General features: G+C 51.7%; 23 protein-coding genes, 1 tRNA gene and 1 pseudogene. 19 read left to right on the forward strand and 6 right to left on the reverse strand.

What is annotated here, in order from left to right:
* Position 1 precedes the first annotated feature (1 nt).
* A complete protein-coding gene (locus HB664_RS07500; RefSeq protein WP_023310496.1) occupies positions 2-769 on the forward strand; it encodes a class II glutamine amidotransferase in 768 nt (255 codons plus the stop codon).
* On the opposite strand, the gene dpaA is transcribed toward HB664_RS07500, so the two are convergent.
* On the reverse strand, positions 740-1480 hold the full coding sequence (gene dpaA, locus HB664_RS07505) for a peptidoglycan meso-diaminopimelic acid protein amidase (protein ID WP_023310497.1): 741 nt from the start codon (positions 1478-1480) through the stop codon (positions 740-742). The two genes, HB664_RS07500 and dpaA, sit on opposite strands and share 30 nt — an antisense overlap.
* A 298-nt stretch (positions 1481-1778) precedes the next feature.
* Between dpaA and HB664_RS07510 the strand changes: the two genes are divergently transcribed.
* From HB664_RS07510 to dinB, 8 genes are all read left to right on the forward strand, one after another.
* Positions 1779-3122, forward strand: a complete 1344-nt coding sequence (locus HB664_RS07510; protein WP_219940553.1) for a Na(+)-translocating NADH-quinone reductase subunit A — start codon at positions 1779-1781, stop codon at positions 3120-3122.
* A gap of 3 nt (positions 3123-3125) precedes the next feature.
* A complete protein-coding gene (locus HB664_RS07515) occupies positions 3126-4361 on the forward strand; it encodes an NADH:ubiquinone reductase (Na(+)-transporting) subunit B (RefSeq protein WP_213787657.1) in 1236 nt (411 codons plus the stop codon).
* A complete protein-coding gene (locus HB664_RS07520) occupies positions 4354-5148 on the forward strand; it encodes a Na(+)-translocating NADH-quinone reductase subunit C (RefSeq protein ID WP_033144700.1) in 795 nt (264 codons plus the stop codon). Before HB664_RS07515 ends, HB664_RS07520 begins: the two co-directional genes overlap by 8 nt.
* Positions 5141-5779 (forward strand): NADH:ubiquinone reductase (Na(+)-transporting) subunit D, encoded by a 639-nt coding sequence (locus tag HB664_RS07525; RefSeq protein ID WP_033144701.1) that lies wholly within the window; start codon positions 5141-5143, stop codon positions 5777-5779. The genes HB664_RS07520 and HB664_RS07525 overlap by 8 nt, the downstream gene beginning before the upstream one ends.
* Positions 5780-5785: 6 nt before the next feature.
* Entirely contained in the window at positions 5786-6382 is a 597-nt protein-coding gene (gene nqrE / locus HB664_RS07530; RefSeq protein WP_008500255.1) for an NADH:ubiquinone reductase (Na(+)-transporting) subunit E, read from the forward strand.
* Positions 6383-6392: 10 nt separating this feature from the next.
* A complete protein-coding gene (nqrF, locus tag HB664_RS07535; protein ID WP_219940554.1) occupies positions 6393-7616 on the forward strand; it encodes an NADH:ubiquinone reductase (Na(+)-transporting) subunit F in 1224 nt (407 codons plus the stop codon).
* Entirely contained in the window at positions 7616-7819 is a 204-nt protein-coding gene (gene nqrM / locus HB664_RS07540; protein WP_023615899.1) for a (Na+)-NQR maturation NqrM, read from the forward strand. The genes nqrF and nqrM overlap by 1 nt, the downstream gene beginning before the upstream one ends.
* 107 nt (positions 7820-7926) lie before the next feature.
* The gene (dinB, locus tag HB664_RS07545; protein WP_219940555.1) at positions 7927-8985 is read left to right on the forward strand and encodes a DNA polymerase IV; all 1059 of its coding nucleotides are present in this window, start codon (positions 7927-7929) and stop codon (positions 8983-8985) included.
* Between the two features lie 77 nt (positions 8986-9062).
* Here dinB and pepD read toward each other — a convergent pair whose 3' ends face one another.
* Positions 9063-10520, reverse strand: coding sequence for a cytosol nonspecific dipeptidase (pepD, locus tag HB664_RS07550; RefSeq protein ID WP_219940556.1), 1458 nt, complete (start codon positions 10518-10520; stop codon positions 9063-9065).
* Between the two features lie 260 nt (positions 10521-10780).
* On the opposite strand from pepD, the gene gpt reads away from it, so the two are divergent.
* From gpt to crl, 3 genes are all read left to right on the forward strand, one after another.
* Positions 10781-11239 carry a xanthine phosphoribosyltransferase gene (gpt, locus tag HB664_RS07555; RefSeq protein WP_010427903.1) on the forward strand — a complete coding sequence of 153 codons (459 nt, stop codon included), beginning with the start codon at positions 10781-10783 and terminating at the stop codon, positions 11237-11239.
* Positions 11240-11343: 104 nt separating this feature from the next.
* A complete protein-coding gene (frsA, locus tag HB664_RS07560) occupies positions 11344-12588 on the forward strand; it encodes an esterase FrsA (protein ID WP_039263866.1) in 1245 nt (414 codons plus the stop codon).
* Between the two features lie 57 nt (positions 12589-12645).
* The gene (gene crl / locus HB664_RS07565) at positions 12646-13047 is read left to right on the forward strand and encodes a sigma factor-binding protein Crl (RefSeq protein WP_023310506.1); all 402 of its coding nucleotides are present in this window, start codon (positions 12646-12648) and stop codon (positions 13045-13047) included.
* Between the two features lie 150 nt (positions 13048-13197).
* On the opposite strand, the gene phoE is transcribed toward crl, so the two are convergent.
* Positions 13198-14250, reverse strand: coding sequence for a phosphoporin PhoE (gene phoE / locus HB664_RS07570; protein WP_196354783.1), 1053 nt, complete (start codon positions 14248-14250; stop codon positions 13198-13200).
* 304 nt (positions 14251-14554) lie between these two features.
* Here phoE and proB point away from each other — a divergent pair, with 304 nt between their 5' ends.
* From proB to HB664_RS07605, 7 genes and pseudogenes are all read left to right on the forward strand, one after another.
* Positions 14555-15658 (forward strand): glutamate 5-kinase, encoded by a 1104-nt coding sequence (gene proB, locus HB664_RS07575; protein ID WP_023310508.1) that lies wholly within the window; start codon positions 14555-14557, stop codon positions 15656-15658.
* 11 nt (positions 15659-15669) lie between these two features.
* A complete protein-coding gene (gene proA / locus HB664_RS07580) occupies positions 15670-16923 on the forward strand; it encodes a glutamate-5-semialdehyde dehydrogenase (RefSeq protein WP_219940557.1) in 1254 nt (417 codons plus the stop codon).
* Between the two features lie 111 nt (positions 16924-17034).
* Positions 17035-17110 (forward strand) — tRNA-Thr (locus tag HB664_RS07585).
* A 166-nt stretch (positions 17111-17276) separates the two neighbouring features.
* Positions 17277-17409: pseudogene (locus HB664_RS07590) on the forward strand (Arm DNA-binding domain-containing protein); the annotation flags it as partial.
* Between the two features lie 779 nt (positions 17410-18188).
* Positions 18189-18887, forward strand: a complete 699-nt coding sequence (locus HB664_RS07595; protein ID WP_182071842.1) for a hypothetical protein — start codon at positions 18189-18191, stop codon at positions 18885-18887.
* A gap of 59 nt (positions 18888-18946) precedes the next feature.
* Positions 18947-19624, forward strand: coding sequence for a hypothetical protein (locus HB664_RS07600; protein ID WP_182071844.1), 678 nt, complete (start codon positions 18947-18949; stop codon positions 19622-19624).
* Positions 19625-19752: 128 nt separating this feature from the next.
* Positions 19753-20685 (forward strand): HEPN domain-containing protein, encoded by a 933-nt coding sequence (locus HB664_RS07605; protein WP_219940558.1) that lies wholly within the window; start codon positions 19753-19755, stop codon positions 20683-20685.
* 211 nt (positions 20686-20896) lie between these two features.
* Here HB664_RS07605 and catA read toward each other — a convergent pair whose 3' ends face one another.
* The 3 genes from catA to HB664_RS07620 all read right to left on the reverse strand — a co-directional run bounded on the left by catA (position 20897) and on the right by HB664_RS07620 (position 24081).
* Entirely contained in the window at positions 20897-21574 is a 678-nt protein-coding gene (gene catA / locus HB664_RS07610) for a type A chloramphenicol O-acetyltransferase (RefSeq protein WP_219940559.1), read from the reverse strand.
* Positions 21575-21637: 63 nt separating this feature from the next.
* Positions 21638-23569 (reverse strand): bifunctional diguanylate cyclase/phosphodiesterase, encoded by a 1932-nt coding sequence (locus HB664_RS07615; protein WP_219940560.1) that lies wholly within the window; start codon positions 23567-23569, stop codon positions 21638-21640.
* Between the two features lie 17 nt (positions 23570-23586).
* Positions 23587-24081, reverse strand: a complete 495-nt coding sequence (locus HB664_RS07620) for a molybdopterin-dependent oxidoreductase (RefSeq protein ID WP_039263874.1) — start codon at positions 24079-24081, stop codon at positions 23587-23589.
* Between the last annotated feature and the right edge of the window lie 91 nt (positions 24082-24172).

Consider the following 24172-nt stretch of genomic DNA (forward strand, 5'->3'; position numbering starts at 1 on the left):
TATGTGCGAACTGCTCGGGATGAGCGCCAATGTGCCAACCGATATCTGCTTTAGCTTCACCGGGCTGGTTCAGCGCGGTGGAGGAACCGGGCCGCATAAAGACGGCTGGGGCATCACCTTCTACGAAGGCAAAGGATGTCGCACGTTCAAAGATCCACAGCCCAGCTTTAACTCACCGATTGCCAAACTGGTTCAGGACTACCCGATCAAGTCCCGCTCGGTAATCGCCCACATCCGTCAGGCCAACCGTGGCGAAGTGGCGCTGGAAAATACCCATCCGTTTACCCGCGAGCTGTGGGGCCGTAACTGGACCTATGCACACAACGGGCAGCTCACGGGCTATAAGTCGCTGGAGACGGGCAATTTCCGCCCGGTCGGCGAGACGGACAGCGAAAAAGCCTTCTGCTGGCTGCTGCACAAGCTGACGGAGCGCTATCCCCGCACGCCCGGCAACATGACTGCCGTGTTCAAATACATCGCGACGCTGGCATCTGAACTGCGTGAAAAAGGCGTGTTCAACATGCTGCTCTCTGATGGCCGCTATGTGATGGCGTTCTGCTCGACGAATCTGTTCTGGATCACCCGCCGTGCGCCGTTTGGCGTTGCGACGCTGCTCGATCAGGATGTGGAGATAGACTTTCAGAAGGAGACCACACCGAACGATGTAGTCACTGTTATCGCAACGCAGCCGCTGACGGGCAACGAAACCTGGCAAAAGATTATGCCAGGCGAGTGGGTGCTATTTTGTCTCGGGGACCGTGTAATTTGACGCCAGCTGTGGATGGACGACTTCGTGGCTCAGCGGTTTGCTGACCACGTAACGGCCATCGACGATAGAGACCACGGGTGGCTTGTGGGTCTGCTCAAAGTAGTCGTAACCCGGCTTCAGCTGTTTCCAGAAATCCGCGTAGTATGAGTACTTGTGACGCGCCATGTTGGCGTCCGTCATGCGGAACGGATAGATGCTGACCTGTACGTTAGGCTGCCCAAAGACCAGCGCGCCCGTCACGAACTGGAAAATCTCATCAATGCCGGAGTCGGTCATCGCATAACAGCCGATAGACACGCAGGCACCGTGGATCATCAGATATTTACCTTCATAACCGTGTGCACGGTCATAGGCATTCGGGAAGCCGATGTTAATGGCTTTATAGAAGCGGCTGTCAGGCTTGAGCTGGCTGCGCTGAACGTTGTAGAACCCTTCCGGACTTTTGAAGTCGCCCTGACGCTGTTTTGGCCCCAGTCCGCCGGAGTAGTTACAAATTTTGTAACTATCAAGCAGCTGATATGTCTCGCCCATTTTGACAAACAGATCGAGAGTGCGCTCTTCCTTGAAGATCTGAATATAAACCGGCGATCCCATTAACTGCTGTTTATATTCCTTGCTGACCGGCGTCGTTGAGCTATTACTGCTGAGCAGTCCGGCAAACGACATGCACGGCATCAGAAGCATCGCAATGAACAATGCGATTTTACGCATACTACTAGTTCCTTGATAAAACCATGACCAACTTGCCAGGACGGCAAAAGAGACCCGAAATCAGATTATTCTGTTAGGAGCGCTCACATTAGCACCGCTATAGATTTTCGCAAGAGCCGGGCGGTGAGTTTACAAATTAGTTTTACTTTATAAACCATCAAAATTGCGATGGCTCCAGGAACTTTGCGCATTAGCTCGCAATTTGGCGCGCGCGACGGCGGATTCCCTGCCCGCGTGAAGGGGAAAATGCTACACTTCGCGCCCACTGGATTGTTGTTCATGGAAACCTGCTAACCACATGTTTAAAATTAAAAAAGGACTTGATCTGCCGATTGCAGGCGTGCCAGCGCAGCACGTTTCGACAGGCGCAAGTGTCCGTCATGTCGCCATTTTGGGCGAAGACTACCTGGGTATGCGTCCTTCAATGCTGGTACAGGAGGGCGATCGCGTTATCAAAGGACAGACGCTCTTTGAGGACAAAAAAAATCCCGGCGTGATGTTCACAGCCCCCGCGAGCGGCACCGTTGTGGCCATCAACCGTGGCGAACGGCGCGTTCTGCAGTCGGTGGTTATCCGCATTGAGGGCGATGAAAAGCGTGAGTTTGCCCATTACGACACCGCAGAACTCGCGTCGCTGAACCGTGACGCCGTTCAGGATCAGCTCCTGGCATCCGGTTTATGGACCGCGCTTCGTACGCGTCCCTTCAGCAAAACCCCTGTTCCGGGCACGGAGCCTGCCGCGATTTTCGTCACGGCCATCGACACCAACCCGCTCAGCGTGGACCCGGAACCGATTATCCTGGCGCAGCGAAAAGCTTTTGATGCTGGTCTAACCGTTTTAACCCGCCTCACATCCGGAAAAGTGCACGTTTGCCAGGCCGGCGGCGGCAAGCCTGGCGGGCATCCGCTGGGGCAGGTCACGTTTAATGAATTTTCTGGCCCGCATCCGGCGGGGCTGGTCGGGACGCACATCCATTTCCTTGAGCCAGTCAGCCTGGCGAAACAGGTCTGGCACCTTAACTATCAGGACGTCATCGCCATCGGTAAGCTCTTTACTACGGGTGAACTCTGCGCTGAACGGATAATCGCCATCGGCGGACCGCAGGCTGCAAATCCGCGCCTGGTGAAGACGCTGCTGGGTGCTGACATCAACGAACTGCTGGTGGGGGAAACGAAAGAGGGCGAAAACCGCCTGATTTCCGGCTCGGTCCTCAGCGGCCGCCATGCGGCCAATGCGCACGCGTACCTGGGACGCTTCCATTTGCAGGTCAGCATTGTGCAGGAAGGGCGTGAGAAAGAGCTGTTTGGCTGGGTTCTGCCAGGCGCGGAAAAATACTCCGTCACCCGAACCACGCTGGGCCACTTCCTGCGTAATAAGCTGTTTAGCTTCTCAACCAGCACGCACGGCGGCGAGCGCGCCATGGTCCCGATTGGCAACTACGAGCGCGTCATGCCGCTGGATATTCTGCCCACCGTGCTGCTGCGCGATCTCCTTGCCGGTGATACCGACGGCGCGCAGGCGCTGGGCTGTCTGGAGCTTGACGAAGAAGATCTGGCGCTCTGTACCTATGTCTGTCCGGGCAAATATGAATATGGACCGGTATTGCGCGAGGTGTTAACCCGCATTGAGCAGGAAGGATAACCGATGGGCTTAAAACACCTCTTTGAAAAAATTGAGCCGCACTTTACCGAAGGAAAGCTCAAAAAGTACTACCCGCTGTATGAAGCAACGACGACCATTTTCTACACGCCGGGCCTGGTGACGAAAGGGGCGGCGCATGTTCGCGATGCTATCGACCTGAAGCGCATGATGATCCTGGTGTGGTTTGCGGTCTTCCCCGCGATGTTCTGGGGAATGTACAACGTCGGCCTCCAGACCATTCCGGCACTGCACCACATGTACGATGCACAGCAGCTGGCGCAGGTGATCCAGTCCGACTGGCACTACCGTCTGGCCCAGTCGTTAGGGGTAAGCTTCACCGCAGACGCGGGCTGGCTGAGCATGATGACGCTGGGCGCGGTGTTCTTCCTGCCGATTTACATCACGGTATTTGTCGTGGGCGGCTTCTGGGAAGTGCTGTTTGCCATCATCCGTAAACATGAGATCAACGAAGGCTTCTTCGTGACCTCTATTCTGTTTGCCCTGATTGTTCCCCCGACGCTACCGCTCTGGCAGGCGGCGCTTGGCATCAGCTTCGGCGTGGTGATTGCCAAAGAGATCTTCGGCGGCACCGGGCGGAACTTCCTCAACCCGGCGCTGGCGGGACGCGCGTTTCTGTTCTTTGCTTATCCGGCGCAAATCTCGGGCGACCTCGTGTGGACGGCGGCAGACGGTTTTTCCGGCGCGACGCCGCTTTCACAGTGGGCGGCACACGGCGGCGAAACGCTGGTTAACAACGCGACGGGTCAGCCAGTCACCTGGTTTGATGCCTTTATTGGCAACATTCCGGGCTCCATCGGAGAAGTCTCTACGCTGATGATTTTGCTTGGCGGCGCGATCATTCTTTTTGGTCGCGTGGCCTCCTGGCGGATCGTTGCGGGCGTGATGATCGGCATGGTGCTGACCGCCACCCTGTTCAACGTTATCGGTTCGACCACCAATCCGATGTTCTCCATGCCGTGGTACTGGCATCTGGTGCTGGGTGGCTTCGCGTTCGGCATGATGTTCATGGCGACGGACCCCGTCTCTGCCTCGTTTACAGACAAAGGTAAATGGAGCTATGGCGTGCTCATTGGCGCGATGTGCGTTCTGATCCGCGTGGTCAACCCGGCGTATCCGGAAGGGATGATGTTGGCCATTCTGTTTGCCAACCTGTTTGCACCGCTCTTCGATTACCTGGTGGTGCGGGCCAACATTAAGCGGAGGAAGGCGCGTGGCTGAGGTTAAAAATAACGACAGCATCAGCAAAACGCTGCTGGTGGTGCTGGTGCTCTGTCTGGTCTGTTCTATTGTCGTGGCCGGCTCTGCCGTGGGGTTAAAACCCCTGCAGCAGGAGCAACGTGCGCTGGATAAACAGCGCAACATCCTGGCCGTCGCCGGGCTGATGCAGGAAGGAATGAGCGCGGACGACGTTTCGGCCGTCTTTGCTGAACGTATTTCGGCGCGTCTGGTGGATTTAAAAACGGGTGAACTGCTGGATAAAGACCCGGCAAAATTCAACCAGGCGCTGGCGCTTAAAGATCCGCAGATGAGCCTGACGCTGGAGGCATCGCAAGATCCCGCCGGGATTAAGCGTCGCAGCAACCTGGCCGAAATCTATCTGGTTCGCGATCCCCAAAAACGCATTCAGGAAGTGGTACTGCCTGTTTACGGTAACGGTCTGTGGTCAATGATGTACGCGTTTGTGGCCCTTGATACCGATGGGCGCACGGTCAAAGGCATTACGTATTACGACCAGGGCGAAACGCCGGGGCTGGGTGGCGAAGTTGAAAACCCTAACTGGCGGGCACAGTTTGTCGGCAAAAAAGTGCTCGACGATAACGGCCTGCCTGCGCTGAAGGTGATGAAAGGGGCGGCACGTCCCGGTGACGACTACGCCGTTGACGGGCTTTCCGGCGCTACGCTCACCTCAAAAGGCGTGCAGCACAGTTTTGATTTCTGGATGGGCGAGCTGGGCTTTGGTCCTTTCCTGAAAAACGTACGTGAAGGAGCGCTGAACAATGGCTGATACCGGTGAACTGAAAGAAGTTAAAAAGGTGCTCGTTGGCCCACTGTTAGCCAATAACCCGATCACGCTCCAGGTGCTGGGTGTCTGTTCGGCTCTGGCTGTGACGACCAAGCTGGAAACGGCGGTTGTGATGACGCTGGCGGTCACGCTGGTCACGGCGTTCTCCAGCATGTTTATCTCGATGATCCGCCACCATATCCCCAACAGCGTGAGGATCATCGTACAGATGGCGATCATCGCCTCGCTGGTGATCGTGGTCGATCAGCTGCTGCGCGCCTTCGCCTATGAAACCTCCAAACAGCTCTCGGTGTTTGTCGGGCTGATTATCACCAACTGTATCGTCATGGGGCGTGCGGAAGCCTACGCCATGAAAATGCCGCCGCTGGCGAGCTTTATGGACGGCATCGGCAACGGCCTGGGCTACGGCGTGATCCTGCTGACCGTGGGGTTCCTGCGCGAGCTGATTGGCAGCGGCAAGCTGTTTGGCATCACGGTGCTGGACACGGTGCAGAACGGCGGCTGGTATCTGCCAAACGGCCTGTTCCTGCTGGCCCCTAGCGCATTTTTCATTATCGGTTTGTTGATCTGGCTGATTCGTACGCTGAAGCCAGAACAGCAGGAAAAGGAGTAACCGACGATGGCTCATTACCTGAGTTTGTTTGTGCGGGCAGTGTTTGTTGAAAACATGGCGCTCGCGTTTTTCCTCGGCATGTGTACGTTCCTTGCGGTTTCCAAAAAAGTGTCGACGGCATTTGGTCTCGGTATCGCGGTCACCGTGGTGCTCGGCTTATCTGTACCGATCAACAATCTGGTGTACAACTTTGTGCTGCGGGACGGCGCGCTGGTGGAAGGGGTTGATCTCAGCTTCCTGAACTTCATCACCTTTATCGGGGTGATCGCGGCGCTGGTGCAAATCCTCGAGATGATCCTCGATAAGTATTTCCCGTCGCTCTACAACGCGCTGGGGATCTTCCTGCCGCTGATCGCGGTGAACTGCGCCATCTTTGGTGGCGTCTCGTTTATGGTGCAGCGTGATTACAACTTCAGCGAATCCGTGGTGTACGGTTTTGGTTCCGGCATCGGCTGGATGCTGGCGATTGTCACCATGGCGGGGATCCGCGAGAAAATGAAATATGCCAACGTGCCTGCGGGTCTGCGTGGCCTGGGGATCACCTTTATCACCACCGGGCTGATGGCGCTGGGCTTTATGTCCTTCTCCGGTGTGCAGCTATAAGGGCAAACAGATGGAAATTATCCTTGGCGTGGTGATGTTCACGCTGATTGTACTGGTGCTGTCAGGGCTTATTCTGGCGGCGCGCGCGAAGCTGGTGAATTCCGGCGACGTGGTCATTGATATTAACGACGAGCCGCAGAATCAGATCCGCACGCCGGCCGGAGACAAGCTGCTCAACACGCTCTCCGGTAACGGCATTTTTGTCTCCTCAGCCTGCGGCGGCGGCGGTTCCTGCGGACAGTGCCGCGTGACGGTAAAAGAGGGCGGTGGCGATATTCTGCCAACCGAACTGGCGCATATCACAAAGCGTGAGGCAAAAGAGGGCTGTCGTCTGGCCTGCCAGGTCGCGGTACGTCAGAACATGAAGATTGAGCTGCCGGAAGAGATCTTCGGCGTCAAAAAATGGGAGTGCGAGGTTATCTCTAATGATAACAAAGCCACCTTTATAAAAGAGCTGAAGCTGCGGGTGCCGGAAGGCGAGCATGTCCCGTTCCGCGCCGGAGGCTACATTCAGATCGAGTGCCCGGAGCACGCTGTGGCCTATGCGGACTTTGACGTGCCGCATGAGTACCGCGCCGACTGGGACAAATTCAATCTCTTCCGCTTTGTATCTGAGGCGAAAGAGCCGACGCTGCGCGCCTACTCGATGGCCAACTACCCGGAAGAGAAGGGCATCATCATGCTCAACGTGCGTATCGCCACGCCGCCACCGAATGTGCCGGATGCACCGCCGGGCGTCATGTCGTCATACATCTGGTCCCTGAAGCCTGGCGATAAGGTGACGATCTCCGGCCCGTTCGGGGAGTTCTTCGCGAAAGATACCGACGCGGAAATGGTGTTTATCGGCGGCGGTGCCGGTATGGCCCCGATGCGCTCGCACATCTTTGACCAGCTCAAGCGGCTGGGTAGCCAGCGTAAGATCAGCTTCTGGTACGGGGCGCGCTCGCTGCGCGAGATGTTCTATGAAGATGAGTTTGAACAGCTGGCGCGTGAAAACCCGAACTTTACCTTCCATGTGGCGCTTTCCGATCCGCAGCCGGAAGATAACTGGACGGGCTATACGGGGTTCATCCACAACGTGCTGTATGAAAACTACCTCAAACAGCACCCGGCGCCTGAGGACTGCGAGTTCTATATGTGTGGTCCGCCGATGATGAACGCCGCCGTGATTAAGATGCTGAAAGATCTCGGTGTCGAAGATGAGAACATCTTGCTCGATGACTTTGGAGGCTGATGATGCTGACGTTTCTGGCAACCTTTGTGGTGTTTGTGCTTGTCATCTTCGGCATGTCGTTAGGCTGGATCGTTAAGCGGAAAAGCATTCAGGGTAGCTGCGGCGGTATTTCATCTATTGGGATGGAAAAGGTTTGCGACTGTCCGGAACCGTGCGATGCGCGGAAAAAAAGAATGGCCCGCGAGCAGCAGCGCATTATTTAGTCGTGTAGGTCGGGTAAGGCGAAGCCGCCACCCGACAATTCCCACACACACTTCTCAACCCTCATTTATTTACTGTATACTTATCCAGTGATGAGTGAGGGCTTACTATGCGCAAAATAATCCATGTCGATATGGACTGCTTTTTTGCCGCAGTGGAGATGCGTGACAACCCGGCGCTGCGGGATATTCCCATCGCCATTGGCGGCAGCCGCGTTCAGCGTGGTGTCATCAGCACCGCCAACTATCCTGCGCGCAAATTTGGCGTGCGCAGCGCGATGCCAACGGCGATGGCCTTAAAGCTTTGCCCTCATCTCACGCTTCTGCCCGGCCGGTTTGAAGCCTATAAAGAGGCTTCCCTCCATATTCGGGAAATCTTCTCCCGCTATACCTCTCTGATAGAGCCGCTGTCGCTGGACGAAGCCTATCTGGATGTGACCGACAGCGTGCACTGCCACGGCTCCGCCACGCTGATGGCGCAGGAGATCCGCCAGACGATTTTCAACGAGCTGAATCTGACGGCATCGGCGGGCGTCGCGCCCGTTAAATTCCTCGCCAAAATTGCCTCCGATTTAAATAAGCCCAACGGTCAATACGTCATCACGCCTGACGAGGTGCCGGCGTTTTTGAAAACGCTGCCGCTCGGCAAAATCCCCGGCGTGGGAAAAGTCTCCGCCGCAAAGCTGGAAAGCATGGGGCTACGGACCTGTGAAGACGTGCAGCAAAGCGATCTCGCCATGCTGCTCAAGCGTTTCGGGAAGTTTGGCCGCGTGCTGTGGGAGCGCAGCCAGGGAATTGACGATCGCGATGTGAACAGCGAGCGGCTCCGTAAATCCGTCGGCGTTGAGCGCACCCTCATTGAAGATATACATGACTGGTCTGAATGCGAAATGATCATCACGGAACAGCTTTATCCGGAGCTGGAACGGCGTTTAATCAAGGTGAAGCCGGACCTGCTGATTGCCCGTCAGGGTATCAAATTAAAATTCAACGACTTCCAGCAGACCACGCAGGAACACGTCTGGCCGCGACTGAATAAAGACGATCTTATCGCGACGGCAAAAAAGGCATGGGAAGAGCGCCGGGGCGGGCGAGGGGTAAGGCTGGTGGGATTGCACGTCACGCTGCTGGATCCGCAGCTAGAGCGACAGCTGGTTCTGGGATTGTAAAAAAGCCCGGTGGCGCTACGCTTACCGGGCCTGGATTTTTCACCCTCTTCCACAGGAAGAGGGCTGGGATGAAGATGTTATTTCGCAGGGATCGCTTTCAGCAGTTCAGTCAGCAGCGTCCAGTAGTGACCGACGCTTTCGATATGAACCTGCTCATCCGGCGAGTGTGGACCGGTAATGGTTGGCCCGATGGACACCATATCCATATCCGGATACGGTTTCTTGAACAGACCACATTCCAGACCCGCGTGGATCACCTGAATGTTTGGCGTGCTGTTGAACAGACGCTGGTAAGTTTCACGCACCAGCGCCATCACCGGAGAGCTTGCATCCGGCTGCCAGCCCGGGTAGCTGCCTTTTGCAGACGTTTTCGCGCCCGCCAGCGTGCCCAGAGATTCCAGCATGCTCACCACGTACTCTTTACCGCTGTCGATCAGCGAGCGGATCAGGCAGATGATTTCCGCGCTGTCGTCGCTCATGGTCACCACGCCCACGTTCAGTGAGGTTTCCACCACGCCTTTCGCCACGTCAGAGTTGCGGATCACGCCGTTTGGCGTCGCGTTCAGCAGCTGAACGAAGGAGTCACGAGACTGTACGGTCAGCGCGGCTTTATCTGTAGAAACAGATTCCAGCACTACGGTCAGGTTCTTCTCTTTCGCCGACAGTTCGTTTTTCAGGATATCCAGGTATACGGTGGAGAGTTTTTTCAGCTCGTCCGCTTTTGCCGCTGGAACCGCTACGGTGGCGAACGCTTCGCGCGGGATCGCGTTACGCAGTGTACCGCCGTTGAAGTCTACCAGACGCAGATCCAGCTCGGCCGCATGGCCTGCCAGGAAGCGCGCCAGCAGCTTGTTGGCGTTACCCAGACCCAGGTGAATATCGCCGCCGGAGTGGCCGCCTTTCAGCCCTTTCAGCGTCAGCTTGAAGGTCTGGAAGCCAGCAGGAATCGCTTCGCGCTTCAGCGGCAGGGTAGAGATGAAATCAATCCCGCCCGCGCAGCCCATGTAGATCTCGCCTTCTTCTTCAGAGTCGGTGTTGATCAGGATGTCCGCCTGCAGCCAGTTCGCCTGCAGACCAAACGCGCCGTCCATGCCCGCTTCTTCGGTCATGGTCAGCAGCACTTCCAGCGGACCGTGCTCAACGCTGTCATCGGCCAGCACGGCCAGCGCAGAGGCCATACCGATGCCGTTATCCGCGCCCAGCGTGGTGCCGCGTGCTTTCACCCAGTCGCCGTCGATGTACGGTTGAATCGGGTCTTTGGTGAAGTCGTGAACGGTGTCGTTGTTCTTCTGTGGCACCATGTCCAGGTGCGCCTGCAGCACAACCGGTTTGCGGTTTTCCATGCCTGCGGTAGCCGGTTTGCGGATCAGAATGTTGCCAACCTGGTCACGTTCAGCATGCAGACCTTTTTCCTTCGCCCAGCCCATAATATGTTCGGCAAGCTGTTCTTCGTGGTAGGAAGGGTGTGGAATGGAGCAGATTTTCGCAAAAATATCCCACAGCGGCTGCGGAGATAATTGAGACAGTTCAGACACGATAAGTCTCCTTGTCGAGGCGCTGCAAACAGGGTTGCAGGTCACAGGGTTAGCAGGTTAATAGTTACCACAAGTCAGGCTTGCGAGATGAAACTGAGAATACCACTTTCTCTGCTGGCTGGTAGCATAAAGCATGTAAAAACTCAGGCAGAGGGCGCTAAACACTGGTTTTTAGTGCGTCAGATCTCTATAATCTCGCGCAACCTATTTCCCCCTCGAACACTTTTTAAGCCGTATAAAAACAGGCTGGGACACTTCACATGAGCGAAAAATACGTCGTCACCTGGGACATGTTGCAGATTCACGCACGCAAACTGGCTGCGCGTCTGATGCCTTCCGAACAGTGGAAAGGCATTATTGCCGTCAGCCGTGGCGGTCTGGTACCGGGGGCGCTGCTGGCACGTGAGCTGGGTATTCGTCATGTCGATACCGTTTGCATCTCCAGCTATGACCATGACAACCAGCGCGAGCTGACCGTGCTGAAACGTGCGGAAGGCGACGGTGAAGGCTTCATCGTTATTGATGACCTGGTAGATACCGGCGGTACTGCGGTCGCTATCCGCGAAATGTATCCGAAAGCACATTTCGTCACTATCTTCGCGAAGCCTGCTGGCCGCCCGCTGGTTGACGATTACGTGATTGATATCCCGCAGGACACCTGGATTGAACAGCCATGGGATATGGGCGTGGTCTTCGTACCGCCTATTTCAGGCCGTTAATACCAGTACGTAACTTTACACGCCCGACTATGTCGGGCGTTGTTCTTTTTGGCCTGCCACGCGTTACAATAGTCTCTATACGACGTATTCATGGAGGCAACGCAATGACGCAGGCGAATCTCACCGAGACTCTCTTCAAACCCCGTTTCAAACACCCTGAAACGTCGACGCTGGTGCGTCGCTTCAATCCGGGTACCCAGCCTGCCGTCCAGTCCGCGTTAGACGGTAAAAACGTGCCTCACTGGTATCGCATGATTAACCGCCTGATGTGGATCTGGCGCGGTATTGACCCCCGTGAAATCCTCGATGTGCAGGCACGTATCGTGATGAGTGAAGCCGAACGTACCGACAGCGAACTCTACGATACGGTGGTGGGCTACCGTGGCGGAAACTGGATCTACGAGTGGTCTAAACAGGCGATGCTCTGGCAGCAAAAAGCCAGCCAGGAAGAGGATGCCACGCGCAGCGGCAAGCACTGGCTGCACGCTGCTAATCTTTACGGCATTGCCGCTTACCCCCATTTAAAAGGGGATGAACTGGCGGAGCAGGCTCAGGCGCTGGCGAATCGCGCCTATCAGGAGGCGGCTCAACGTCTGCCGGGCCGGATGCGTGAACTTGAATTCACCATTTCAGGGGGCGCGTCCGTTACCGGATTCCTGCATATGCCTGAAGGTGAAGGTCCGTTCCCGACCGTCCTCATGTGCGGCGGGCTGGATTCGCTGCAAATTGATTATTACAGCCTGTATGAGCGTTACTTCGCACCAAAAGGGATCGCGATGCTGACGCTGGATATGCCTTCAATTGGTTTCTCATCCAAATGGAAACTGACTCAGGATTCCAGCCTGCTGCACCAGCATGCGCTAAAAGCGCTGGAAAATATTCCGTGGGTTGACCACACCCGCGTGGCGGCATTCGGCTTCCGTTTCGGCGCGAACGTCGCGGTGCGTCTGGCTTATCTTGAATCTTCTCGTCTGAAAGCCGTCGCCTGCCTCGGCCCGGTCGTACACGCTCTGCTCAGCGATCCTGCACGCCAGGGGAGCGTACCTGAAATGTACCTTGATGTGCTGGCCAGCCGCCTTGGCATGCATGATGCATCAGACGAAGCGCTGCGCGTTGAGCTCAATCGCTACTCGTTAAAAACGCAGGGGTTGCTGGGACGTCGCTGCCCAACGCCGATGCTGTCAGGGTTCTGGAAAAACGATCCGTTCAGCCCGGAAGAAGAGTCACGATTAATCACTTCGTCATCTGCGGATGGCAAATTGCTTGAGGTGCCGTTCAGCCCGGTCTATCAGAATTTCGACAAATCACTGAAAGAGATTACGCGCTGGATCGCTCAGAGATTGTGTTAATAGATTGCTAAATTTCGCTGGTTTGGTAAAACAGTGGCTTCACAAAAGGAGATCGCAATGACGTTACCGAGTGGACACCCGAAAAGTAGACTGATTAAGAAGTTTATGGCTCTCGGCCCGTATATTCGAGAAGAGCAGTGTGAAGAGAATCGCTTTTTTTTCGACTGCCTGGCTGTATGCGTCAACGTGAAGCCTGCACCCGAAAAACGTGAATTCTGGGGCTGGTGGATGGAAATGGAAGCAGAGGAAAAACGCTTTACGTATAGCTACCAGTTTGGCCTGTTTAATAAAGACGGCAACTGGCAGGCGACCACGATTAAAGATCAGGAAGTGATTGACCGCCTGGAATATACGCTAAAAGAGTTTCACGATAAGGCACGCGCACTGCTGGCTACCCTGGATCTCAAGTTCGAACCGGCGGATGACTTTTCCAGCGAAGCGGTGAAGCTGACTGCCTGATGGTGTCACAGCGCCGGGTGGCGGCTTCGCCTTACCCGGCCTACAAATTCTCCCTCTCCCTGTGGGAGAGGGGCGGGGGGAGGGCACCAGACCGCATTAATCCCGACAATAAAAAAACCGGCATCAAGCCGGTTTTTTTATTTCACATCATCAGAACTGGTAGGTCATACCTACAGCAACGATGTCATCGCTGCTCACGCCCAGTTTATTTTTGTCGTCAATCTGGTTGATTTTATAATCAACAAAGGTGGACATATTTTTGTTGAAGTAATAGGTCGCGCCAACGTCAATATATTTCACCAGATCTTCGTCGCCAATACCTTCGATATCTTTGCCTTTAGACTGGACATAGCCCAGGGACGGGCGCAGACCAAAGTCGAACTGATATTGTGCGACAACTTCAAAGTTCTGCGCTTTATTTGCAAACCCGCCAGAAATTGGCGTCATATTGCGGGTTTCAGAATACATTGCAGCCAGATAAATATCGTTCGCATCATATTTCAGACCGCTTGCCCAGGCTTCTGCTTTCTGACCCTGGCCACGCGCCAGCAGGTTCTGAGCATTGGTGCGGTCAGAGTTGGTGTAGGCGCCGCTGACGGCGAAGTCGCTGCCGCCGAAGTCATAGGTCAGAGAGGTACCAAAACCGTCACCGTTCTGTTTTTTGGCGTCACGGTTTTCGTTTTTGCCCTGGTACTGCAGCGTCATGTCCAGACCGTCAACCACGCCGAAGAAATCGGTGTTACGGTAGGTGGCCAGGCCGGTAGCGCGCTTGGTCATGAAGTTATCGGTCTGCGCGGAAGAGTCGCCGCCGAACTCAGGGAACATATCGGTCCATGCTTCGACGTCATACAGGGCGCCCAGGTTACGACCGTAATCAAGTGAACCAAAGTTTTTCAGCTTCAGGCCCGCAAACGCCAGACGCGTTTTCTGAGTAGAGTCGCTCTCGGCTTTGTTACCTGCAAATTCAGATTCCCAACGGCCATAGCCCGTCAGCTGATCGTTAATCTGCGTTTCGCCTTTAAAACCGAAACGAACGTAAGTCTGATCGCCATCTTTGGTGGCATCATCACTGATGTAGTGCATGGCTTTCACTTTGCCGTACACGTCCAGTTTATTACCATCTTTATTATAAACTTCAGCTGCGTGAACGGATGCAGAAGCAACTACGCCCATAACCATTAATGCCAGAGTGCTCTTTTTCATTTTCGATCCTGTCTTATAAACGCGCTAAAAAATTCGCTGGACGATAAGCTCATGCTTAAGTCCCGTGAAAAAACAGGAAGGGTTTTATCGTTCTGGAATGAAACTTTTATGACAAACTAAGAATAATTTTAAAAAAATGTGATTTATTATTTCGGTAATAAAATTGTCAAAATTTCCCGCTAGGCTTCCTGATCCCGCGCAACAAAGTGTTTCGCGATGTGCTAAGGCAGTTGGCAACGGGGCTGACTCCTGTTAAAACGTTCGTTCGACATTACTTTCCCTTATCGTTGAACGGCAGAGAATCATGAGTGACAGCCAGACGCTGGTGGTAAAACTCGGTACCAGTGTTTTAACAGGCGGATCGCGCCGCCTAAATCGCGCCCACATTGTTGAGCTTGTACGTCAGTGCGCTCAGCTACATGCCGCAGGGCATCGTATTGTGATTGTGACCTCCGGGGCGATTGCCGCCGGGCGTGAACACCTGGGTTACCCCGAACTCCCCGCGACGATCGCTTCCAAACAGCTGCTGGCCGCCGTGGGGCAAAGCCGACTCATTCAACTCTGGGAACAGCTGTTCTCCATATATGGTATTCACGTCGGGCAGATGCTGCTGACGCGTGCGGATATGGAAGACAGAGAGCGCTTCCTGAACGCCCGCGATACCCTGCGCGCGCTGCTGGACAACAACATTGTTCCGGTCATTAACGAGAACGATGCCGTTGCTACCGCTGAAATCAAAGTGGGTGATAACGATAACCTCTCGGCGCTGGCTGCGATTCTGGCCGGTGCCGATAAATTACTGCTTCTGACCGATCAGCAGGGGCTGTTTACCGCCGACCCGCGCTCGAATCCGGAAGCCGAGCTGATTACCGACGTTCAAGGCATCGACGATGCGCTGCGCGCCATCGCCGGTGACAGCGTTTCAGGCCTCGGAACGGGCGGTATGGGGACCAAGCTGCAGGCCGCTGACGTAGCGTGCCGCGCCGGTATCGACACCATCATTGCAGCGGGCAGCCGCCCCGGCGTGATTGGCGACGTAATGGAAGGTATCTCCGTCGGCACCCGCTTCCACGCCCAGGAATCCCCGCTGGAAAACCGCAAGCGTTGGATATTTGGCGCGCCTCCTGCTGGCGAACTCGTTGTTGATGAAGGGGCAACCGCCGCGATTCTGGAACGAGGAAGTTCATTACTTCCTAAAGGAATTAAAAGCGTGACAGGCAACTTCTCCCGTGGTGAAGTGATCCGTATCCGTAACCTCGAAGGCCGCGACATCGCCCACGGCGTAAGCCGTTACAACAGCGACGCGCTGCGCCGCATCGCGGGTCACCACTCGCAGCAGATCGACGCCATTCTGGGCTATGAATATGGCCCGGTTGCCGTGCATCGCGATGACATGATTATTCGTTAAGGAGCCAGAACATGCTGGAACAAATGGGCGCTGCCGCGAAGGCTGCCTCTTACAAACTGGCGCTCCTTTCCAGCCGCGAGAAAAACCGCGTGCTGGAAAAAATCGCTGATTATCTGGAATCCCAGTCTCAGGAAATTTTGCTTGCCAACGAGCAGGATCTGCTGGAAGCCCGTCGTAACGGCTTGAGCGAAGCGATGCTCGACCGTCTGGCGCTGACGCCAGCACGCCTGAAAGGCATCGCCGACGATGTGCGTCAGGTCTGCAATCTGGCCGACCCGGTAGGGCAGGTGATCGACGGCGGGCTGCTCGACAGCGGTTTACGCCTGGAGCGCCGCCGCGTGCCGCTCGGCGTCATTGGCGTTATTTATGAAGCTCGTCCAAACGTGACGGTGGATGTCGCCTCCCTGTGCCTGAAAACCGGTAACGCCGCTATTCTGCGCGGTGGGAAAGAGACCTGGCGCACCAACGCCGCCACGGTGAAAGTCATTCAGCAGGCTCTGGAAGAGTGTGGCTTACCGGCGGGTGCCGTACAGGCGATCGAGAGCCCAGACCGCGCGCTGGTCAACGAAATGCTGCGCATGGACAAATACATCGACATGCTGATCCCACGCGGCGGCGCGGGCCTGCACAAGCTGTGCCGCGAGCAGTCGACGATTCCGGTGATCACCGGCGGTATCGGCGTGTGCCATATCGTGGTCGACGACAGCGCGGAGATTGAACCGGCGCTGAAGATAATCGTTAACGCGAAAACCCAGCGTCCAAGCACCTGTAACACCGTAGAAACGCTGCTGGTGCATCAGGGTATTGCGAACAGCTTCCTGCCGGCCCTGAGCAAACAGATGGCAGAGAGCGGCGTGACGATGCATGCTGACGCCAATGCGCTCGCACTGCTTCAGGATGGTCCGGCTAACGTTGTTCCCGTTAAAGCGGAGCAGTACGACGACGAGTTCCTGTCACTGGATCTAAACGTGAAAATCGTTGCCGATCTCGACGACGCCATTGCGCACATTCGTGAACACGGCACGCAGCATTCTGACGCGATCCTGACGCGCACCCTGCGCAATGCCGATCGCTTCGTGAACGAAGTGGATTCTTCAGCGGTATATGTGAATGCCTCCACCCGCTTCACCGACGGCGGCCAGTTCGGCCTCGGGGCTGAGGTGGCGGTCAGCACGCAGAAACTGCACGCGCGCGGCCCGATGGGGCTGGAAGCGTTGACCACGTACAAGTGGATCGGCTTTGGCGACGATACGATTCGTGCGTAAATAATCACGGGTGATGCAAAAATAGCCGTTTGATTCAAAAGGGCATTGACGCATCACCCGGTTAGATCTAACCTTTTGCCCCGTGGTTACGCTCGTAACCGGCCTCTCAGGGCCGATATAGCTCAGTTGGTAGAGCAGCGCATTCGTAATGCGAAGGTCGTAGGTTCGACTCCTATTATCGGCACCATTCTAACGTCTCCCCAAGGTTTACTAAAGTTCACTGAAACCCCTTATACATTGAGCTTTACAGCCCCTTTTAGTATTCCGGTATCTACTAAAGTTTCCTGAAATCTACAGTCTTTTTGGGGACTTATGGTTAGATTTGCTGTTCGGTCTAAAGAAGGTACCCCCAGGTGAAACTAAACGCCCGGCAGGTGTATGCCGCCAAGCCTAAAGATAAGCCTTACAAGCTGACTGATGGTGGCTGGTATCTATCTCCTGATCAAACCTGATGGAGGCAAATTCTGGCGGCTCAAATATCGTGTATTGGAGCATGATGGCAGGAAAAGCTGCCGGCTGATGTTGATTCTGGCCGGAGGATAGAGGCAGCACCGCTGAGCTGGGTTTTGATGTTCAGCATGAACCCGAAGAGCAACTACAGCTTCTCTTCTGGCTCGATGAAGAAACCCACAGCTTCTATGGCAAAGACCGTGCAGCAGGCGCTTTACGGTTTCTTCGTACTGAGCTGGCCTACGTTGCCACAATGCACCCCGATACGCCGGATGACAGGAACAAAACTCGCTCTGCCTGCTGGACGGCGAAAAACTGTAAACCCCCCAGCCCCTCAAACTTGACACTTTTTCGCGAGAAACTGGGAAAAGTGTCAACCCAACCTAACGGATCCTGACTCCTACCAACAGCAGCAAAAGCAGAAGTGTAAAGGGCTGGCGTTGAGATTTGTTGAGCCTTGGCTGTTAACTTTTGTTAATCCTGATGCGAAGCAGGGCAGGTGTCAGCCTGTTATGGTTTGTTATGCCTTACTAGGGAAAACTAGGGGGAAAGTGTCAACTGCTACCGCTTCAGAAAACTTCAGGTTCAGCTCGTTGGATGCATCTGCAAAACTTGTCACTCACCGGCACCGCCAGCGGGGATTTTTGGCTGTAGGCGCTCTAAGTTACAGTTGCTTCCTTCAGTAATTTGAATAGATTATAAGGTAATAATCCTTTTGAGTTAGTACTCGGGGCTGATGCTAATAATATCTATAGAACGAATAGTTTTTAGATTTGATTTTTTTAAAACTATACACAATATGAATAGGACGTTATATGAGCACTGGAATGGTTTTGCAAAAAACGATGGCAAGCGGATGGACTATCAAAGAAATTATATCTCCAAATTATGACGGGCATAACCATTATTATTATCTTGGAAAAAGGGCTCCTGTTGTAAAAGTCGGGGAGGAAAGGTTGATTAAGCAATATGCTGGATATACCCTAATCGAAAAGGATTTGCGTAGTGTTCTTGTGTGGCTTAATGAAATAGAGAAAATAAACCCAGATATAGACACTAGAGTTAAAAATCCCCAACAAATGGATTTAATAAAAGGTTTTTTTGTTGCTGCTTTAACTTTTTATGGGAAGTGTTTTACTGATAGTAAGGGGAGAGGGGTTAAATATGATAGAAATAACGTTCCTGAAACGCATAGGGATGCGCATGATATTATTATGAAAATGCGCCATAATTTTACGGCGCATAGCGGTGTAGGTTTTGAAAGTGTTAAAGTAAGTCTTGTTCTTCATCCGGATATTAATTCAAATATGGAGCCTGAATTATATACGGAACTGCGGCAGCCAGATCAGAATAAAGAGTTAATAAAAGAGATGATTGTTATTGTTAAATTGCTTCAAGAACAAGCGCTCAAAAAAAGAAATGCGGTTGGGGTTAAGTTTCTAGAGGAGGAGGTGCGTCCCAAAGGTAAATTGCATTGGTATCAAAAAGGTGTTTTTGAAGTTTTTAATCCGTGATGTCAATCCAGTTTTATGCTATTTGAATTTTTTCAAACCAGTATTTGAGAGGTAGGTGAATGGACCAGAGTTTGAGAGATATTCACGAACATATGATTCGTTTAGGTTGCGGTTCGCTTATGCATGCCAATTTCTTGGGTCACTTTAATGACTATGTTAATGATACCTGGAGTGAACTTGCAGTTCTTCAGGCAGCTCATTCTTGCGAAATATTTATGAAGGCAAGACTAGCGCAGGAACATCCGTTACTTATTTTTGATACAATTCCAAAATCTACAAGTAGACATGTTAGTGATTCCGGTTTGCTTGACTTTGAAGCTCTGCTTGAGGATGGAAGAGCAATCGATTATTCAGAATTGCCGGAAAAAGTTTGGGCGGCAACAGGAATGAAATTTACAGATTATCAGAAAGCTCTGTATAGAGATTTTGGTTATCTTAGAAATAAAATACAACATTTTTCCTCTCCAAGGGATTGTTTTCAAATAAAAATATCTGAGTTTATTTACGGGTTTATTGACCCCTTTATTAACTCAGAGTGGGGGTTATTTGCAATCAACTTTTGTGATGATACCGAGCCTTATGAGAATCTCGTTCCTATACTTGCAGAAAGAAATATTGAGTTTCTAATTCCACCGGAATTAGGAGAGGATGTCTTGAGATTGATACAAAGTGGAAATCAGAGTTACATAAGAAAAATGCGCATGCAGGCGGTGGAGCGAGGTTATATTCATGATTAAAAAGTAAAATAAAAATTGATTGTATGGTTTGATTTTGTAACGCGGTTCACATAAAGCCATGCGAAATTTTGAGTTATAGATAGTATTATGTAAGCAATGCTTTTAATAGGTGCGATGAAGATATCTTTATGGAAAACAAAAGAGAAAAATTATTAGAGTTGATTGACTATTTCAAGTCGCGCAAAGATTTTGCTAATAATCGAATGGCAAACTTGGCTGGTACGAACGAAGTTTGTTTTGCTTTGTCAGGGCTAACTTTCCGACATGGGCCTTATGTGTTTCATCAAATAGGCGAATTGCGTGAAGTTTTACATCCTCCGGGAGAGGTTGAATTGGCTGGCGCACTTCAGAATAAAGCTTTACTAAGTCCTATTGCTCGCCATATGCCTGCGGTTACGCATGAACTAGCTTTGCAATCCAGTGAGCCAAACTTTCAACAAACTGAACTTAACATCGGATGGTGGATTTTATCTGCGCTAAGATGCCGTACGCTCATCGATCTACTTGTTCCAGCTGTAGCAAATGTTTCTTGGGATGTTTTCCCTGCAACGCAACCCAATTCCTGCATAGTACAACTTCTCGAAGACGTACCTGCAGCCCGTAGGATAAATCCTGTCAAAGAACTATCGCTTGAATCACTCGATTGGGTTCAACAATACTTAGAAAACTGGATATCTTTGCTTGAATTCCCTGCATTCAGACTTGCTGTAGATTCTCTAACAACTCACAATCAACATGCCAATCTGAGGATGACTGCTACTGCACTATGGGCAGGATTCGAGGCTCTTTTTGGAATTAACTCCGAACTTCGTTTCCGTCTGGCGCTGATGGCAGCCGCATATCTTGAAGAGCGTGGTCAAAAACGCTTAGAGGCCTATCGCAGGATAAAAAAACTGTATGATTATCGCTCTAAAGCTGTACACGGTGGGGCTACAACAGATCAGCTCTTAATAGAGCATATAGTCGCAGTGAGGGAGATACTATCGAGCTTAGTTTGCCGTATAACCGAACTGGGAGGAATGCCAACTATCGAAGATTATGAAGAAAGGCTTTTGACATAAACGTATCGTTAGTTTGCCTTGATGTTAAATGAACAAGTTAAATAATCACTCCTCAAAAGTGATACGGGCATTTAATGCTTAGCATTAGCAAAAGGGGGTACTTTTGGGGGTATCATGAAAGGAGTTGTAATGGGAAATCATTATAAATCATGGCCTTTATCGTCATGTTTTGTTCCTATTATCACCTTCTTTTAAAATTGCCTTCGGCGTATCAGCTATTTAATCCCTCCGACAACTCCGGCAAACCATCACACATCTCCTGCAACTCATTAAACATCCTTGCCACATGGAAACCATCGCACACCGAGTGATGTACCTGTACCGCCATAGGCAACAACACTTTCCCATCCTGCTCGTAGTATTTTCCAAACGTGAACATAGGGGAAAAGAAGTTCTTCATGTGCGCAATGTTCATCGTAAAGTTCGTAAACGTCACCCAGGGAATAGACGATACGAAAAAGACATTTTCCCGGGACTCTTCTTTCGGCCAATAAGAAAGGTTATTGCCATAGCGCGCAACATCTTCTGCATAGGTGTTCTGGAAGTGCTGAATATTGCCGTCGAAATGGCTCCACAATGACGAAAAGGTCTCTGTTTCAGGGTGGAAAATGGTATAGCTGGGATGAATTTCATTCCATATGACAAGCTCATTATCCTTCATGGCCATACGGAATTCCGGATGCCGGTTCATGATTTTAGAGAGGAGGAAAATAATCGTTGGGTAAAACTTCCAGCCGACTTTTTTGATATGTTTTCGCAGCGCGGTGATGTCGATCAGAACCGTTTGGTTAATTGTACACTCAGCAAATGACTGGAATACTTCAAAATGCTCCTTCCTGGCCCAACGAGATAAATCAACAGGCGTATATTCCGGGGCTGTTTTTTTCATTGTTTAACCTTTGATTATCAATCGATTAAAGGGTTTAGGGCCAGAAAAAGCCGCGCAACCATTTCAACCGTATCTAATCTTCCTGTCAATCTCAGCCTGTGGTTTTCCGAACAGATATCCCTGGACGAGATCGCAGCCAAGCGCCTGAAGACGTTCAAGCTGCGCTTCGGTTTCAACACCTTCTGCAATGACCCTCATATTGAGGCTCTTCGCCATGCCGGTTATCAATTTAACGATATTAAGGGCATCATCCTGCGTGGATATCGGGTTCACAAAGGATTTGTCGATTTTAATTTTATCGAAATTCAGTTCACTCAGACGTGAGAGCGACGAATAACCCGTCCCGAAATCATCGATTGAAATTCTTACACCCAGCGTTCTCAGCTTTTTGAGAATAGTGATCGGCGTGTTGCTGTCGCTGAAGAGCGATGACTCCGTAACCTCTAATTCAAGACGGTTCGCCGGAAGTCCTGTCTCCTTCAGGATGGTCTGTACCATTGCCGTAAAGGATTTCGTGCCCAGCTGAACGGGTGAGACGTTCACAGAGATCCTTGCCGGAACCGCCCAGGAAACCGCTTCCCGGCAGGCAAGCTCCAGCACGGTTTTGCCGATCTGATTGATCATCCCCGTTTTTTCAGCGACGGAAATAAAGTAATCGGGTGATAGCATCCCCTTCACCGGGTGTATCCAGCGAATAAGCGCTTCATAGCCGTAAATTTCATTGCTGAATGAATCGACAATAGGCTGGTAATAAACAACGAATTCATGGTTATCGATCGCCAGTGCCATATCATGTTCAAGGGTTCGGCTTTCCTGTAACTTTTGCAGCATCCACTGACGGAAAACTTTTATCTGCTGTGAACCCTCTTTTTTGGCTTCGTAGAGCGCCAGATCGGCAAATTTATAAAGGTAGTCAGAACGCCGTTCATTATCAGATAAAACGATCCCCACACAGGTAGCAATTTTTATCAGCTGGTTATTAATCGTATAGGGCTGGCTGATATGTTCGCTGATTTCTTTGGCGCGCGAAACGGCGGCTGCTTCAGTGAGGCCACTGGAAAGCAGGGCAAACTCGTCTCCGCCCAAACGGTAAAACGTATCAGTGGCGCTGCTCATTGAGGTGAGGCGTCTGGATACCTGATTCAACAGCAAATCTCCGGCATCATGGCCATAGGTATCGTTGACCTCTTTGAAGCGGTCTAAATCAAATAACATCACCGTGACGGGGATGTGGTTTTTATCCGCCTGAAGATTAATTTTGTTGAGATCGTCCCAGAAGAAAAGGCGGTTTTTCATGCCGGTGAGAGAGTCATGATAAACATCATATTCCAGCTTCGAGTTCTGAATTTGCAGCGTTTCTTTTGATATCTGAAGTTCATCAGCAAGGCTTTTAACCTGCATGTGCGCTTTGAGAATGTTTTTATTCTGGTAGATCATTAAGAAACCCAGAATAAAGCTTAATATCACCAGTAATAATGAAAGCACCGAATAAATATAATAAAGAATCTGTATTTTATGGTTGGATTCATTAACCGTGTTAATATCTTTCGTCAATGCCGTTGCTGAAAGCTGGCTCAGCGGCGCATCAAGGTCATGCATATTTGTCAGGTATGCCTGTAGCTCTGGGTGGCTCATTTTTTCAAGATGGCTATCCAGATAGGCCAGTATTTTCTCTAAGCGCAAAGCGAGCTCCTGATGCGCTTTATCACTGTCAATATAGCGTCCTAAATCTCCCCCTTTCATTAAATCGCTCTGGCTTAGCATAATTTCAAGACGCATGCGGACCTGGTCTATCGTAACGTCATCGGTATCGGTTGCGTATAGACCAAGCCATGATTCAAAACGGTAATACTCTGATACCAGTTGTGCCACGGACCAGGACTCAGTGTATTGAGTCAGTTTTTGCAATTCCTGCTGTCGATCGTAAACAAGAAATGCAATATATCCTGTCGTGATAAAAAGAGAAAAAATGATACCAACCAGTATCCTGTTCATTATGTTCTCCTGAACGACTACTCAATCTTCATTTTGCTAACCTGCCATGCTGATCGTGAGTAATAAATCTGATTATTCAACTCAGGAAGACTGTCATAGGGGTATACAATGAACGATGGGCCTTTATCGCGGATGCGCATATATTCGCCATTGACCTTTAAGGCAAGTATGGCGTTGTATTTTTTAAAGTCACTGAGAGGGATCACGGTAGAGTAATCATTGAGCGCAATAACATTAACGTTAGTTCCCTTCGCACCCACATACTCCATGAGTTTGTTCATTGGAACACCCTCAAACTTCGTACGACCATTATACCAGGGAGATGTCGTCTCGAAACTCACTACTCCGAGTTTTTCAAGGCTGGCGAGATCAAACACTGCTTTTCCATTTTCATTGGTATTTTCTATATTACCGTAAATCGTTAAAATGGGTTTACCAACTGGTTTTGGCAGGTCGCCAGCCCAGGTTACACTTTGTACGAGACAGCATAACAGCAGTAGGGTTAATCGCATTTTGACCTCCACCTTTTGAACATAAGTATAAGAATTATAATTTAGATATCACACGAGTTTATATATTTTGTTGAGGAGTAAGGGGGTTTAT

Origin of the sequence: Enterobacter sp. DNB-S2, from assembly GCF_019443845.1 — a bacterium.
In the GTDB taxonomy this organism is placed as follows: Bacteria; Pseudomonadota; Gammaproteobacteria; order Enterobacterales; family Enterobacteriaceae; genus Enterobacter; species Enterobacter asburiae_B.

Excerpts from the sequence above, each read along its gene's own strand:
- nqrM (WP_023615899.1), top strand. The coding sequence starts at position 7,616 with ATGATGCTGACGTTTCTGGCAACCTTTGTGGTGTTTGTGCTTGTCATC.
- HB664_RS07525 (WP_033144701.1), top strand. The coding sequence starts at position 5,141 with ATGGCTGATACCGGTGAACTGAAAGAAGTTAAAAAGGTGCTCGTTGGC.
- phoE (WP_196354783.1), bottom strand. The coding sequence starts at position 14,250 with ATGAAAAAGAGCACTCTGGCATTAATGGTTATGGGCGTAGTTGCTTCT.
- HB664_RS07595 (WP_182071842.1), top strand. The coding sequence starts at position 18,189 with ATGAGCACTGGAATGGTTTTGCAAAAAACGATGGCAAGCGGATGGACT.
- proB (WP_023310508.1), top strand. The coding sequence starts at position 14,555 with ATGAGTGACAGCCAGACGCTGGTGGTAAAACTCGGTACCAGTGTTTTA.
- nqrF (WP_219940554.1), top strand. The coding sequence starts at position 6,393 with ATGGAAATTATCCTTGGCGTGGTGATGTTCACGCTGATTGTACTGGTG.
- proA (WP_219940557.1), top strand. The coding sequence starts at position 15,670 with ATGCTGGAACAAATGGGCGCTGCCGCGAAGGCTGCCTCTTACAAACTG.
- HB664_RS07510 (WP_219940553.1), top strand. The coding sequence starts at position 1,779 with ATGTTTAAAATTAAAAAAGGACTTGATCTGCCGATTGCAGGCGTGCCA.
- dpaA (WP_023310497.1), bottom strand. The coding sequence starts at position 1,480 with ATGCGTAAAATCGCATTGTTCATTGCGATGCTTCTGATGCCGTGCATG.
- HB664_RS07615 (WP_219940560.1), bottom strand. The coding sequence starts at position 23,569 with ATGAACAGGATACTGGTTGGTATCATTTTTTCTCTTTTTATCACGACA.
- HB664_RS07620 (WP_039263874.1), bottom strand. The coding sequence starts at position 24,081 with ATGCGATTAACCCTACTGCTGTTATGCTGTCTCGTACAAAGTGTAACC.
- HB664_RS07600 (WP_182071844.1), top strand. The coding sequence starts at position 18,947 with ATGGACCAGAGTTTGAGAGATATTCACGAACATATGATTCGTTTAGGT.
- dinB (WP_219940555.1), top strand. The coding sequence starts at position 7,927 with ATGCGCAAAATAATCCATGTCGATATGGACTGCTTTTTTGCCGCAGTG.
- frsA (WP_039263866.1), top strand. The coding sequence starts at position 11,344 with ATGACGCAGGCGAATCTCACCGAGACTCTCTTCAAACCCCGTTTCAAA.
- crl (WP_023310506.1), top strand. The coding sequence starts at position 12,646 with ATGACGTTACCGAGTGGACACCCGAAAAGTAGACTGATTAAGAAGTTT.
- gpt (WP_010427903.1), top strand. The coding sequence starts at position 10,781 with ATGAGCGAAAAATACGTCGTCACCTGGGACATGTTGCAGATTCACGCA.
- nqrE (WP_008500255.1), top strand. The coding sequence starts at position 5,786 with ATGGCTCATTACCTGAGTTTGTTTGTGCGGGCAGTGTTTGTTGAAAAC.
- catA (WP_219940559.1), bottom strand. The coding sequence starts at position 21,574 with ATGAAAAAAACAGCCCCGGAATATACGCCTGTTGATTTATCTCGTTGG.
- HB664_RS07515 (WP_213787657.1), top strand. The coding sequence starts at position 3,126 with ATGGGCTTAAAACACCTCTTTGAAAAAATTGAGCCGCACTTTACCGAA.
- HB664_RS07500 (WP_023310496.1), top strand. The coding sequence starts at position 2 with ATGTGCGAACTGCTCGGGATGAGCGCCAATGTGCCAACCGATATCTGC.
- HB664_RS07605 (WP_219940558.1), top strand. The coding sequence starts at position 19,753 with ATGGAAAACAAAAGAGAAAAATTATTAGAGTTGATTGACTATTTCAAG.